The 14468-nt window shown below is 47.2% G+C and carries 11 protein-coding genes and 1 pseudogene; 2 read left to right on the top strand and 10 right to left on the bottom strand.

Features of this window, described 5'->3' with window-relative positions:
- Nucleotides 1-6: 6 nt before the first annotated feature.
- The 3 genes from alaS to LSG37_RS03990 are packed head-to-tail and all read right to left on the bottom strand — an operon-like array spanning nucleotide 7 to nucleotide 3845.
- Entirely contained in the window at nucleotides 7-2625 is a 2619-nt protein-coding gene (gene alaS / locus LSG37_RS04000; protein ID WP_366515543.1) for an alanine--tRNA ligase, read from the bottom strand.
- A 9-nt stretch (nucleotides 2626-2634) separates the two neighbouring features.
- The gene (locus tag LSG37_RS03995; RefSeq protein ID WP_233078651.1) at nucleotides 2635-3120 is read right to left on the bottom strand and encodes a regulatory protein RecX; all 486 of its coding nucleotides are present in this window, start codon (nucleotides 3118-3120) and stop codon (nucleotides 2635-2637) included.
- 2 nt (nucleotides 3121-3122) lie between these two features.
- The gene (locus tag LSG37_RS03990) at nucleotides 3123-3845 is read right to left on the bottom strand and encodes a DUF2189 domain-containing protein (protein WP_233078650.1); all 723 of its coding nucleotides are present in this window, start codon (nucleotides 3843-3845) and stop codon (nucleotides 3123-3125) included.
- 256 nt (nucleotides 3846-4101) lie between these two features.
- Between LSG37_RS03990 and LSG37_RS03985 the strand changes: the two genes are divergently transcribed.
- On the top strand, nucleotides 4102-5112 hold the full coding sequence (locus LSG37_RS03985; protein ID WP_233078649.1) for a DUF5924 family protein: 1011 nt from the start codon (nucleotides 4102-4104) through the stop codon (nucleotides 5110-5112).
- Nucleotides 5113-5176: 64 nt separating this feature from the next.
- Here LSG37_RS03985 and LSG37_RS03980 read toward each other — a convergent pair whose 3' ends face one another.
- Nucleotides 5177-7336 carry a S46 family peptidase gene (locus tag LSG37_RS03980; protein WP_233078648.1) on the bottom strand — a complete coding sequence of 720 codons (2160 nt, stop codon included), beginning with the start codon at nucleotides 7334-7336 and terminating at the stop codon, nucleotides 5177-5179.
- Nucleotides 7337-7516: 180 nt separating this feature from the next.
- On the opposite strand from LSG37_RS03980, the gene LSG37_RS03975 reads away from it, so the two are divergent.
- The gene (locus tag LSG37_RS03975; protein WP_233078647.1) at nucleotides 7517-8026 is read left to right on the top strand and encodes a TIGR00645 family protein; all 510 of its coding nucleotides are present in this window, start codon (nucleotides 7517-7519) and stop codon (nucleotides 8024-8026) included.
- Nucleotides 8027-8089: 63 nt separating this feature from the next.
- Here the strand turns inward: LSG37_RS03975 and pelA are convergent.
- The 6 genes and pseudogenes from pelA to LSG37_RS03940 all read right to left on the bottom strand — a co-directional run bounded on the left by pelA (nucleotide 8090) and on the right by LSG37_RS03940 (nucleotide 14466).
- Nucleotides 8090-8954 (bottom strand): annotated as a pseudogene (gene pelA / locus LSG37_RS03970) (pectate lyase).
- Nucleotides 8955-9297: 343 nt separating this feature from the next.
- Nucleotides 9298-9687 (bottom strand): VOC family protein, encoded by a 390-nt coding sequence (locus LSG37_RS03960; protein ID WP_233078644.1) that lies wholly within the window; start codon nucleotides 9685-9687, stop codon nucleotides 9298-9300.
- Nucleotides 9688-9704: 17 nt separating this feature from the next.
- Complete coding sequence (locus tag LSG37_RS03955; RefSeq protein ID WP_233078643.1) at nucleotides 9705-11327, bottom strand: NADP-dependent glyceraldehyde-3-phosphate dehydrogenase; 1623 nt, start codon at nucleotides 11325-11327, stop codon at nucleotides 9705-9707.
- Between the two features lie 13 nt (nucleotides 11328-11340).
- On the bottom strand, nucleotides 11341-12291 hold the full coding sequence (locus LSG37_RS03950) for a sugar kinase (protein ID WP_233078642.1): 951 nt from the start codon (nucleotides 12289-12291) through the stop codon (nucleotides 11341-11343).
- Nucleotides 12292-12313: 22 nt separating this feature from the next.
- Nucleotides 12314-12970, bottom strand: a complete 657-nt coding sequence (eda, locus tag LSG37_RS03945) for a bifunctional 4-hydroxy-2-oxoglutarate aldolase/2-dehydro-3-deoxy-phosphogluconate aldolase (RefSeq protein WP_233078641.1) — start codon at nucleotides 12968-12970, stop codon at nucleotides 12314-12316.
- Nucleotides 12967-14466, bottom strand: coding sequence for a mannitol dehydrogenase family protein (locus LSG37_RS03940; protein WP_233078640.1), 1500 nt, complete (start codon nucleotides 14464-14466; stop codon nucleotides 12967-12969). Before LSG37_RS03940 ends, eda begins: the two co-directional genes overlap by 4 nt.
- Between the last annotated feature and the right edge of the window lie 2 nt (nucleotides 14467-14468).

Here is a 14468-nt window from a genome sequence, read left to right as displayed (position 1 = left end):
TGAGTGTTACAGCTTAGCCGCAATATAGTCGGCAGCAGCTTTCAGCACGCCAGGTAAAGCAGCGACGTCTGTGCCACCTGCCTGGGCTAAGTCAGGCTTACCACCGCCTTTACCACCAACTTGTTCTGCGGCCCAGCCAATCAGTTGACCTGCCTGAACCTTGCCAGTTAAATCTGAGGTCACGCCAGCAATTAAACTGACTTTGCCTTCAGCAGCTGTAGCTAATAACAAAATACCTGAACCTAATTTGTTCTTTAGCTCATCTACCATAGTACGGAAGGCTTTTGGATCAGCGCCTTTCAGTTCAGCAATCAGTACTTTTACGCCGTTAATCAGCTGCACCTGCTCTAGCAAGGAAGCACCGGCAGCGCTGGCTAACTTGGCTTTTAATTGCTCCAGCTCTTTCTCCAACGCTTTGCGGCTGTCCATGGCTTGCTGTACTTTTTCGGCAATAGAAAACACATCGCCCTTCAGCATCGAAGCTACTGTTTGAGCCTGTTGTTCCAGCTTATGTACAAAAGCTAAAGCGCCTTCGCCAGTCACAGCTTCAATACGGCGAATACCAGCAGCTATACCGCTTTCGACAACAATTTTAAACAAGCCGATATCACCGGTGCGGGACACATGAGTACCACCACAGAGTTCAATTGAGAAGTCGCCCATACTCAGTACACGCACTTCGTCATCGTATTTTTCACCAAAAAGCGCCATAGCACCTGCAGCTTTGGCCTCATCGACATTCATCAGACGGGTCAGCACTTCATGGTTTTGTTGCACTTGCTCGTTGACCATTTGTTCGATACGGCGAATTTCATCGGCTTTTACTGCTTCAAAATGCGAGAAGTCAAAACGTAAACGCTCTGAACCTACTAAAGAGCCTTTCTGAGTCACATGCTCACCCAAGACGGTGCGCAGTGCGGCATGTAATAAGTGAGTCGCCGAGTGGTTTTTACGAATAGCTTCACGACGGGCATTATCGATAGCCGCATCGACTAAATCGCCAAGAGCCAAGGCACCTTTTAAGCTGCCTTTATGGGCAAAAGCTTTGCCTACTTTGATGGTGTCTGCCACGGTAAAGACCGCGCCATTGGCCAGCGTTAACACACCAGCATCACCGGATTGACCACCAGACTCGGCGTAAAATGGGGTTTGATCCAGGATCACCAATGCCTGCTGACCATCAGTCAATGAGTTAACAGCATTGCCTTCCAGCAGAATTTCGACCACTTTGGCTTTACCCTGAATTTGGCTGTAACCGGTAAAGTCAGTGCACACAGCAGAAGTTAAGGCCTGATTGTAATCAGCACCAAAGTTAGAGGCTTGCTGAGCACGTTTACGCTGCGCTTCCATTGAGGCTTCAAAACCGGCCTGATCCACAGTTAAGCCACGTTCACGCGCCACATCGCTGGTTAAGTCCAGCGGGAAACCGTAAGTGTCGTACAGTTTAAAGGCCACTTCGCCCGGGATCACAGTGCTGCCATTAAGCTCTGCTAAAGCCTCTTCCAGAATACCCAGACCACGTTCTAAAGTTTTACCAAACTGCTCTTCTTCCAGCGCCAGCACTTTTTCAATCACGGCCTGCTTTTCAACGAGTTCAGGGTAAGCTTCACCCATTTGTTCTGCCAAAGCGCCAACCAATTTGCTGAAGAACACGCCTTTAGCACCCAGCTTGTTACCATGACGGATAGCGCGGCGAATAATACGGCGCAGCACATAACCACGGCCTTCGTTGGATGGCATTACACCGTCAGCCACTAAAAATGAGCAGCTGCGAATGTGGTCGGCCACTACACGTAATGACTTGTCGTTTAAGTCGGTCGCACCTGTAATCTCAGCAGTAGCTTTAATCAGCGCAGCAAAGGTGTCGATTTCGTAGTTGCTGTGCACGTTTTGCAAAATAGCTGCAATACGCTCTAAGCCCATACCTGTATCCACGCTTGGTTTTGGCAGTGGTTCCATCCGGCCATCGGCGTGACGGTTAAACTGCATAAAAACGTTGTTCCAAATCTCAATAAAACGGTCACCATCTTCTTCTGGTGAACCCGGTGGGCCACCCCAGATATGATCGCCGTGATCGTAGAAAATTTCAGTACAAGGACCACAAGGACCTGTGTCGCCCATAGCCCAGAAGTTATCTGAAGCGTAAGGCGCACCTTTGTTATCACCAATGCGGATAGCGCGCTCAGCTGGCACACCAATCTCTTTAGTCCAGATATCAAAAGCTTCATCATCTGTAGCGTAGACAGTGATCCAGAGTTTTTCTTTAGGTAACTTGACCACTTCAGTCAAAAATTCCCAGGCGTATTTAATAGCATCCTGTTTGAAGTAATCGCCAAAGCTGAAATTACCCAACATTTCAAAGAAGGTATGGTGACGGGCTGTATAGCCTACGTTTTCTAAATCGTTGTGCTTACCACCGGCACGTAAACAACGTTGTGCTGTCACTGCGCGGTTGTAGCTACGTTTGTCCTGACCTAAAAACACATCTTTAAACTGCACCATACCTGCGTTGGTAAAGAGTAAAGTCGGGTCATTGCCCGGGATCAGTGAACTGCTGCTAACGATTTGGTGGCCTTTACTGGCAAAAAAGTCCAGGAAAGCGCGGCGAAGTTGTGCCGAAGTCATATACATATCTTACTCTTCTTTAAGCTCTGCAAATACAAGTTGGATAGTGTCACTACCAAAGCCCCGGCTTTGTAAGTAACGCATCCGTTTAAGTTTGTCCTGATAATCCGCTATGGGTTTATCGGCATATTTTTTCCGGTACGCCTGTGAGGCGACCTCCAACCAATCGATGTCTAATTCTTCCAGCAGTTGCTGTTGTAGTTCTTTTTTAATGCCCTGCTGCGCACAAAACTGGCTAATGTAAAACCATCCATAGCCTTTATGCAACTTTGCATTGACCTGCATACGGGCATAACGTAACTCGTTCTGATAATCCCGTTGCTGTGCCCAGTCCAGTAATTCAGTAATTTGTTCTGCCGATGCGCTTTTTTGCTTAAGCTTTTGTTTTAGCTCCAGCGCGCTGTATTCACGGCGTGATAGCAAACCCAACAGCCATTGTCGCAATTCCTGTTCTGTTAGAAGCTTTGGCTCTTGCGAAGGCTGGGGCTCTGTCATGTTTATACTTCCAACACCGCAGGTGCTGAATCATCCAGCTGCAACGCAAAAAAGGCACTGAACGATAAAAAGAATGCGATTTGCAGCACAGGAACAATCACAATAAAAGCAAAACCAAAAGTAACAATACCTAAGAGTCCCAGTGCCACAGCCATCATACCAAACAGGGTTAAGGCGCCGACATTACGCCAGCAAGCCGTCAGACTGGCGGTTAAAATGGCCTGTAAACGTTGTTCATTCAGGAAATAAGCTATAGCTACCGCATAAGCAAATAACATAAACACCAAACTCAGCGCGGCCACAAAAAACAAAGCCGTCAACGGCTCAACCGCTTTAGCCTGTGTCTGTTCCATTAACTGTTCCATAAGCAATATCAACGGAATATTCGCCAGCAAATTAGCCCCTGCCAGCCGGATAAAAGTACGACGGTAACGGGCTTCGCTAAAGACGCTAAATATCAGCTGGAAATTCACTTCTTTTTGCTGTTGCAGCAGCACTATGCTTTTGTAAAAACCGGCCGTTAAAAATGGATTCACCAGCACCAGCAGAACGCCAAGTACAGGGTGAAACTGAGCGACTAAACCCAGCACCGTCATAAAGGCAACCATAGCTATCATAGTGGACGGCGCCAGACGGAATAATTCCCAGGCTTTGCTCAGCCATGACATAGCGGCCTGCATCGGCACCCGGCGTATGATAAGTTTTACCTGAACTTTCTGATCCACGAACGTTAACCCTTCTGTCACTTCTGCAATCGCAACCCACATGGTCACGAAACGAAGCGTATCTTACTGCAAAAGCAGGGTTACTAAGAATAGCTGGAGCAGAAAAAGGCGGTTTTAGCTGTGGATTATGGAAATTAACAGCAAGCACCGTCAATCTGAAACCAAAACAGCTTTTCAGGGTCATTACAGCGTATAGTGCGGCAGCATAAATTCAAACCGCCACACAAGGACAGGGATGAATACTGTTGGGGGCTTGATGAACAAAATAAGCAGTGCTTTTGTCTGGATTATTGAATTAACAAAAAAATACTCCGGCCTGATGGCCTTGTTTGGTTTTTGCACTGGCTTATTCAGCTTGTGGCAAGTGGAGCAGCGTGAGCAGTTCGCTCAGTTTTTTGCCATTTTAATGGTTGTTGGCTGGGTATGGCTGACAGGCGAATACTGGCTGCGTAAAGGATTATTAAAAAAATTCGGTGTGAGTTTATCCAAAGATTTAACCAGCTTTGTGACCCAGTTATTGCACCAGGAAAGTTTGTTTTTTGCCTTACCCTTTTTTCTGGCAGCCACCGACTGGGATCAACCTCAGGCACTTTTTACCTCATTGCTATTGCTCTGTGCTGTAGTAGCCGTCATTGACCCTGTGTACAACAAACTATTGACCCGACGACGAGCCTTGTTTCTTGTCTATCACTGCTTTTCTTTATTTGCCGTATTGATGGTGGTATTGCCACTGTTGTTTTTTATGACTACCACCCAGAGTCTGGGTCTGGCTTTGATTATTTCTGCTTTGCTGAGTATTCCCAGTATCCGCCCTTTATTGGCGCAACCAGGCCGCTGGCGCTTGCCTGTGTTATCTCTGTTATTAGTTGTACTTGTCACAGGCATCTGGTTTGGCCGCAGTTTGATCCCAGCCCCGGTCTTACGCTTAAACGACATTCAATTGAGCCAGCAACTGGATTATGAGCAACGTTTACCTGGTTCAACTTTTACAGAGCTGACCCTGTCACAATTGCAACAAGGTGTGTATGCCTATACCTCAGTGCGGGCACCTCGAGGTCTGAAAGAACAGATTTATCATGAATGGGTTCACAATGGTAAGTCAGTAGAACGCATTCGGCTGGATATATCCGGCGGGCGGGAACAAGGCTACAGAGCCTGGACTCGTAAACAGCAATTTCCACAAAATGCTGTAGGTCAGTGGAAAATTCGTGTAGTAACAGATTCAGGGCAATTGCTTGGGGCTATTAGTTTTACTGTGACGCCTTAAAGCAACTGTCCCCGGTTTTGATTTGAATTTGAGACGGGTGGGTACAAGACCCGCCCCTACAGGGCTATTTTACTATTGTCATTTCTTTCAGAAGGTTAGTCGCACCATCTACTTTCTCCATTTGCCACAGCATATAACGGCTGTCGACATGGATAGAGCGGTTGGTGGCCGGGTCGTAGTCCCAGTTGCCGATTATGCCTTCAATCACCCCATCAAATAACAAACCCACTAATTCGGCTTTACCATTCAATGTGGGTGAACCTGAGTTTCCGCCTGTGGTATCCACTGTGCTTAAGAAATTCACTGGCAGGTTGTTATAGACCACATCTTTATAAATACCAAAATCGCCTTCTTTTAAGGCTTCAACCTGAGCTGGTGGCGCATCAAAAGGGTCAACACCAGTTTGTTTCTGCAAAATACCAGCAGCTGTTGTAAATGGCTGATAAGACACTGCATCTTTTGGCTGATAGCCTTTGATAGAACCGTAAGTCACACGCAGCGTGCTGTTGGCATCAGCATACACCGCCTTACCATTGGCTTTATTAAAGGCAATAATAGCTTCCATCACCTGCGGACGAGCGACAGCCAGTTTACCTTTGTGTTCTTTGTCCGCAGTTTCCAGTGCAATCTCAGTGTCGTACATAGCCACAGCGTATTGGATCAGTGGATCTTCACTGGCTTTAAAATCGTCTACTGATTTACCCATCCAGGCTAAACGTTCCACTTCATCCGACAGCTTAGTGGCCTGATACAAGCCCTCAAGTTTGGTACGAAGCGCCGCCAGATCCAGCTGACCAGAACCTATAGCAAAATAACCATCCAGTGCTTTTAATCGCTGATCTTTGGGTAATTTAGCGTAGTGCTGCAGGAAATGCAGCATCAGCTCTTGCTCAACTTTGGCATCGAAGCTGCGGGATAATCGTTTCATACTGGCAGAAAAACGTTCTAAATCGCGCTCTTGATACCCCATTTCACGCTCTGCATCTGGCTTTTGCTGTTCATGAGCTAAGCGGTATAAGCGTTTGGCAGTGTTAAACAGCTGACCATAACTTAAGTAACCTAAAATCAGATCTCGTTGCTGATTTTCCTGCTCTTCTGCCAGTAACTGCTGCAGACTGCGTACTGCTGGCGCATATTTCGCCTGGCGAGCCGGGCTGGATTTAATCCACAGGTTCAGGCCTTTATCAAACTGATTCTTACGCTGTTGAATATCACCGGTTTTGTAGCTATGGATCATGCCTTCAAAGTTTTTCGCATAGTTCGCCAAAGACGCCAGAATGCTTTCGTATTTAATACGCTCTTCCGAACCTTCGGCTGAATGCTGTTTAATGACCTCAATAGCTTCTTCACGGTAGGCCTTGGACAAAGGCAAAACTTGCGTGAACTGATTTTCCACTTCGGCGGCCGTGTTGTATCTGTTGGTGCGGCCCGGATAACCAATCACCATTACAAAATCGTTTTCTTTCAGTGGTTTTGCTGACACTTTTAGATAAGAAGGTGGAGTAAATGGAATATTCTCAGCATCGAAATCTGCCGGCTGACCATCCTTGCCTACATAAGCGCGGTAAAACGCATAATCCCCTGTATGACGTGGCCACATCCAGTTGTCGATATCACCACCAAACTTACCCACACCTGAAGCAGGCGCATGCACTAAACGCACATCACGGATTTCCATTTGTTTGATCAGGTAATACTCTAGACCACCGTGAAAACTGTAGACATCACAGCGGTAGCCCGGCGTTTCACAAGCGGCGATTTGTTCTTTACGCAACTCGCTGATGCGCTCAAAACGCTCTTTGCCTTTAAGCGCAGGAGTCAACTCCTGGTTAATTTGCGCAGTGATATTGGTCACTTCCTGAGTGACAAATACCTTAGAACCCGGAGCTGCCGGTAACTCTTCATCTAAATCTTCGGCTAAAAAACCTTTCGCCAGCAAATTGTTAGCTGCTGTACTATTGTGCTGAATGCTGCCATAAGCACAGTGATGATTGGTTACAACTAAGCCCTGATTTGAGACAAAAGAGGCAGTACAGCCCCCCAAGCTGATGACTGCATTCATTGGAAATGCTGTTAATTGGGCAATACTTTTGACATCAATTTCTAAACCTTTTTCTTTGAGGAGTTGTTCAAGTTCAGGTAACTGATGAGGTTGCCACATACCTTCGTCGGCATGGGCAAAAGCAGCGGCTGACAAAGCCAGCGCAAACAGAGTTTTTTTCATTCGGAAATTCCTTGGCATAGAGGCCCAGACAAACTAACAGCATTAAGGCTCAGTGCGCATGCTGTTTCGGGTAACTGCGCTCATTGTGCGATATTTTACAGCAAAGTAAAACGGCCAGACGCTTGAATTTCTGTAGTATTTACCCCATAAAGTGATGTCAATAATGAGACGGGAGCAATAATGGAACAGCTAATAGAAAAAACAATGTATGCCACCCGCTGGCTGATGGCGCCTATTTATCTTGGGTTGAGTTTAGCTCTGTTGGCTTTGGGCATTAAGTTTTTTCAGGAAGTGCTGCATATAATGCCAGTCATTTTCAGCATGAAAGAAGTAGACCTGATTTTAGTGGTGCTGTCTTTAATAGATATTACTCTGGTAAGCGGTTTGATTGTGATGGTGATGTTTTCTGGTTACGAAAACTTTGTTTCCAGAATGGATATCGATGACAACGGCGATAAACTGGGCTGGTTAGGCAAGCTGGACTCCAACTCACTGAAAAATAAAGTCGCAGCTTCTATTGTGGCTATTTCATCTATTCATTTGCTAAAAGTCTTTATGGATACCCAAAACATTCCAAATGACAAAATCATGTGGTATTTGCTGATCCACCTGACTTTTGTATTATCCGCTTTTGCTATGGGTTATCTGGATAAAATCACCAAAGACGCCAGTAAAAAAGATAACTTTTAATGAAGAGGCAAGCCCGGTGAGTTCGCCGGGCTTTTGTGTACAGACAGCAACACCTTCGTTTTTTTACCTCTGAGTGCCAAGCTTCGATTGCCAGACCGGATACGCTTTGAGTACAGCTTCAGCATTGGATTGATACCAGCCATAGCCTTTTTGTCGTTCAATTGAAAGCTCTGCCATGCTGCGAACTATAGTACCGTCACGATCGACAAAGAGTGGCTGCTGCTTTTGTAAGTCGTAAAATCTCGCCCATAGCGGCTTAGCTCCAGCTTTTTTGAAAAAACGTACTCCGCTATCGCTACGCTGCATTTCGGTATTGTGGATTTGTTTGGCTTTAAACCAGGCGACTGCGGCTTCTACACTTTGGATCACTGCTCTGGATGGCTTTGGCAACTGCATCAATAACAAGGTGACTTCCGCACTTTCACTACTGACCAAAGCCGGTAACTCATAAGCTCTGGCTTTTACAGCCGAAAGTGTCAGCGGATGATGCTGGGCAGCCCAAACGGTCAGTTCACCCTTGAGTCTGATTTGAGCTTTTAACAATAACTCTACGCCACATAAAAACTGCTGCTGTGCTTGTTGTTTTATATCGGCTTCGACAAAAGCAAATTGCGGTTCTGTGGCTACCTTTTTCAAAAGTCTTAACAGCTGCACCATCACATTGTCATTCAGAGTAATAGCATCGTGGTAACCCCCCCCGCAGCGGGTAGGTCTGAGCAAAACCTCCATTGGGGTATTGCGCTGCCAACACAAACCGAATAGCCCGTTCAATAGAGTGTTGCAGCTCAGGCCTCATGGCCTCACTGGCATAAGGCAAAAAAGCGCTCAGCCAGAGAATTTGTGTGCTGGTGGCGTCATTGTCAAAGGTCGGAATATAGCCAGCTTCGGTGCCATACAGCTGACCAGATTCCCGAGGCTGAGTGGCCATATCCGTTCTTTTACTCCAGCCCCCTGAAGGGGTCTGGAAAGATAAAATAACCTGGGCAATACGGGTCGCTTCAGCGGATAACCAGAAAGCACTATCGGGCTCAGTCGGAAAACCAAACTTCAGATGTCTGGCTGGCAAGGTCGGGGCTGTTTGGGGCAACTGACTCAATTCATGATCCAGTTGTTGCTGATCCAGCTGTTGTAACTGTGTTGAACGTGAAAAATACTGCTGCCACTCTGGATCCGCAGTCAGTTGCTCCCGCCAGGAGTTGTTAAGTGGTTCTGCTGCTAAGACTTCTGCAACAAGACTCAAAGCCAGTACAACCATACGCAGCCTAAACATCTTACGTCTGATTCAGAGCTGCACCGCGTCTGCACAGCTGAAGTGCCAGTCCCCAAGGATCACGTAACATCAGAAGCAAAGAGCCATCAGCTAAATTCACTTCATCGACTTGTTGCGCGCCTGCCTGTTGCAGCCTGCGGCTGTCGGCATAAGGATCGGTGCTGACCAACGCCAGATGCAATAATAAGGGATGCATCTTTGCATAATCCGGTACCTGATCGGCTGGATTACAATAGATTTCCAGCATCATCTGATCGCTGTCATCGACCAGAAAATGTGTCTGAGCTTCGTCAGCTAAAGCACGCCGGACTCTCAACCCCAAATGCTGGCAATACCACTCTGCCATGGCTTTAGGTTCGGCGACATTTAACGCCACATGCTCAAATCTCATCGTGTTTTTCCACTTTATTAAAACAGAAAATCTGTGGCTAAAAACTGTGATGAACCTTGTTTGATCATCTCTTTCATCAGCGCTATTTGTTCAGGGTTGTATTTACAAGCCACTAAGGTGGGGATAGAAAACTGCAGCAAAGCATCTTCCACCGATAATGTGCCTTCGGCTGAGTTTTTCCGGCCGGTAAAAGGAAAACTATCCGGGCTGCGCTGGCATTGGCTGTTGATATTGATACGGCCGACCTGATTGGCAAACATATCCACCAACTCACCTATTTGTTGCGCGTCCTGACCAAAAATACTCAGTTGCTGGCCGAAGTCTGAGTGGATCACATAGTGGATCACTTCGCTGATATCGTCATAAGGCACCACTGGCACTAAAGGCCCAAACTGCTCTTCCTGATACAACCTCATCTGACTGTTGACCGGATACAACAAAGCCGGACGCATTAAGGAGCCAGCACTTTGGCCACCTTCTGGGTTCATCACCTTTGCACCATGCTCTATAGCATCGGCTATTAAGCCTTTTAGAAAGTCTACTTTGCCAGGTTCTGGCAAAGGCGTAATTTGCACTTTGTCGGTCCAGGGTAAACCAAGCTGCAATGCACTGATGGCGTCCGACAATTGCTGCACAAAAGCATCGGCAATTGAACGCTGCACAAAAAAGTTTTTTAGTGCTGTGCAGCGCTGGCCATTAAAGGACAAAGCACCGGCAACAGCTTCTTTGACTGTTAAATTTAAATCGGCATCCGGCAGTACTATGGCCGGATTTTTAGCGTCTAATCCAAGTACTGCACGCAGGCGATGTGGTCGTGGGTGCAGTTTTTTTAAATCACTGGCGCCTTTATTGGTGCCGATAAAGGCAAACAAGTCGACACTGCCACTTTCCATTAAAGCACCCACAGTTTCCCGACCACGGCCATAAATCACGTTAATAACACCTGGCGGAAAAGACTCTGCAAAAGCTTTTAACAGCGGCTGGATCAGCAAAACACCGTATTTAGCAGGTTTAAAAATAACAGTGTTGCCCATGATCAAAGCCGGGATCAGAGTGGTAAAGGTTTCATTCAGCGGGTAGTTAAAAGGTCCCATACAAAGCGCCACACCCACAGCAACCCGGCGTATTTTGCCTAAAGTGCCCTGCTCTATCACAAAGTGGCTGGCACTGCGGTCTTGCTGCTTTAAGGCCTGAATGGTATCGCGGATATAGTCGCAGGTGCGGTCAAACTCTTTGGCGGCATCCGGTAAAGGTTTACCAATTTCCCACATCAATAAGCGGATCACGGCATCACGTTGCAACAGCATAGCAGCAAGGAATTTCTCCACCGCCACCACACGTTCCATCACTGCCATCGAAGGCCAGACGCCACGGCCTAAATCATAAGCTTTTAAGGCGGCATCCAAAGCGGCTTTGGCGGCGGCTTCATCCATTAAAGGTGTCGCGCCTAACAAAGTGGGTGTCAGTTCACCTGCGCTATTTCGTAACGCCACTGGGCTATAGACAGGAGCTAAGTCACCTTGCCACTGACAGAGGGTACCGTTGAGTAAATAGTCACGCTGCTCTATCGGACCTGTGAGTTGCCATTGGCTTGGGATCTCAGCAGGCGTTGGAAAATACAAAGACAGATCAGCAGACATTACTTATTTCCTTTTAGCTAAATGTACTCAAATTAAAACGACCGGAAAAACTACGGAATTGCTCTTTTGTCACTATGGCGCCTGTGTGCTCTACCACAAAGCTGGCCAAAGCTGCGGCATACTGGCAGGAAGCTAAAGGCGACAAGCCATTCAGACGACCTGATAAATAACCACCATTAAAGGAATCTCCTGCAGCTGTGGTGTCTATTACTTTTTTAACAGGCACTGCAGGGCTTTGGAAACTTTTGCCATCGCTATAACCCAACACACCTGCAGGGCCATTTTTGACGATAATTTCTTTCACACCCAGCTTCTGTAGTTGCGCCAATACATCGGCAGCAGAAGTACTGCCGTACAACACTTTATGGTCGTCCAGCCCAGGCAAAGCTATATCTGACAAGGCATAAGCCTGATCAAAATTAGCACGGCAAATTTCGGCATCAGGCCAAAGTGCGGGCCGGTAGTTTGGATCAAATACGATTTGTACGCCCTGAGCTTTTAACTCTTTGATCAGCGCAAACAGATAGCTGCGATCATCCAGTGACAAAATCGCCAGACTGATGCCGGAAAAATAAAATACATCCGCAGGTAACAACTGCGCCACAGAGCCCTGCTGACGAAACAAAGTCAGACTTTGTTTGGCCGCTGAGCTGTCGCGCCAGTAGACAAAACTACGTTCGCCAAAACAGTCAGTATTGATCATATACAAGCCAGGGCGGGCTGTTTTGCTGCGAAACACCAAGGAGCTATCGAGTTTTTCCTGCTCCAGTTGGGCTATCAGTTTGTCACTGACTAAATCAGTGCCCACTGCGGATAAAAACTTCAGGTTCAGCTGTTGTGGTGCGCTGCGCTTGCAGTACACCGCAGTGTTGTAAACATCTCCGGCAAACGCCTGATGGTAAACGTTATCCACGAGCTGGAATAACTCGACCATACATTCGCCAAAAATTATGACTTGTTTCATGGATCAATCCTTAAGTTTTGCCTCAGGCAACGCGGCTATGCCGAACCCGGCTTTGCTCTGCCACAGTCACAGACTGACGGGTCAATTCAGTAATGGCAGCCCAGTTTTGTTGTTGTACCAAATCTTTAGGTGACAACCAGGAACCACCAGCCACAAACACATTAGGTAAAGCCAAAAACTCTGCCAGATTATTCAGCTGTACACCACCGGTAGGGCAAAATTTAACCTGTTGAAAAATACCAGCCAGAGCTTTCAGCATCTCAATACCGCCAGCTAAATGCGCCGGGAAAAATTTTAATTCTGTTAAACCTAACTCCAGCGCCATCGCCATTTCAGAAGGCGTCGCCACACCTGGCGCTAACGCCAGTTCGGTATTGATCATGGCTTTGAGTAAATCAGGCGTACTGGCTGGACTGACCAAAAACTGCGCGCCGGCAGCTTTGGCATTAATGGCATCTTTGGCTGATAAAATAGTACCAGCACCTGTTAAAAGCTCCGGCACTTCAGCACGAATGGCACTGATACAATCCAATGCTGCAGCTGTGCGCAACACCACTTCCACTGCGGTCACACCACCTTGCTGCATCGCTTTGGCAACTGCAACAGCTTGTTCTGGTTGCTCAGCCTGGATAATGGGCAACAACAAGCCACCTTTGAGTAAGGAAGATAAAGAGGTCATTCAACAAGGTCCTGTAAAAAAGCGGCAACGTCAGTGCCTTTGGGTAATAAAAGTAAGGGGCAAAGCTGCTGGTAAGCTTGGGTCAGTTGTACTTTAAATAGCTCTGATTGCTGTAATGCAGGCGGAAATACCTGACCCAGAGCTAAAAATAATCTGGTGTCTGTGACTGCATCATCAGTACAAGCTGCTGCACAATCCAATAAGCTTGCGGCTAACGGATCGACCAAAGCCGTATCGGGTTGTTGCTGATACCGTAGCCGGATAAACAACATCCAACTGGCCACCACCAGGCTTAATAAGCGAATAGAGCGGCCACTGGCTAAGTTATCCTGAATAATTGGAAACACCCGCATCGGCAATTTTTGCGAGCCGTCCCAAGCAATTTGAGCCAGCAAATGCCGGATGGCCGGGTTGTCAAAACGCTGGAAAATATCAGCGCTGTACTCTGCCGGGTTTAATTCGGCCGGTGCGTGAAAAGAGCCAATAATTTCATTTTGTGCCAGCTTTTGCACAAAATTGCGCAGCTGTGTTTGCTGCATCGCATCAAACACAGTTTCCAAACCACACAAAGATCCTAAATATGCCAAAGCCGAATGCGGTGCGTTAAGTAGCCGCAGCTTGGCTTTTTCAAAAGCTTTGACGTCCTGAGTGTAAGTCACACCCACCTGATGCCAGGCAGGTCTGTGGGCGGGCAGAATATCTTCAATCACCCACTGACAGAATTTTTCGCGTTTAATAGGCCAGTTATCCTGATACCCCAGCTCTGCCGCCAGCTGTTTAGGCAATTCTTCATCCGTGGCAGGGGTGATACTGTCCACCATAGTGCAAGGGCATAACAATTGCTGTTCCAACCAGTTGGCCAAAGCAGGTTGTTTTTGCCGGGCAAAAGTCAGCAGCGCATTGCGTAATTTATGGCCGTTGTCGGTCAGGTTATCGCAGCTCAGTACGACAAAAGGAGGTACATTAGCGGCGAACCGCAAAGCCAACGCCTGCACTAATAAACCGATCGCAGAGCGGGCTTTGACGTTAGTTTCTAAATCATGCTGAATATCGGCATGAGTTAAATCCAGCTCACCCAAGGTATTTAAACAGTAACCTTTTTCCGTGATGGTTAAGGTGACATAACAGCTACTTGGCGCAGCTAAACGTTGTAACACCTGCTCGTACTGCTCAGCCGCAACCAGCAGCTCACGAATAGACCCTACCAGCTGATATTCAGTTGTTTTATCCAGTAATACCAGACTGTATAAACCCTGCTGTGGTGTTAAAGCTTTGGCTAAATCGTTCGATCGCATCGATACCACAGAAATGCCCCAGTCACCGCCGTATTTCAGCGCGAGGTCTGTGTACCAGGCCTGATGCGCCCGAAAAAAAGCGCCAGGGCCAATATGCACTATGCCAATGCCAGTCGAAGATGGATCATAAGCTGGCAGCTTCAATTTGCCTTGCAGCTGTTCCAGCAAAGCAGGCTCTAAACGAGGAATATCGATGCTCATTT

Source organism: Rheinheimera soli, from assembly GCF_021290985.1.
Taxonomy (GTDB): Bacteria; Pseudomonadota; Gammaproteobacteria; order Enterobacterales; family Alteromonadaceae; genus Pararheinheimera; species Pararheinheimera soli.
The sequence above is the reverse complement of the archived record's forward strand: the minus strand, read 5'-3'. Positions and strand labels throughout refer to the sequence as shown.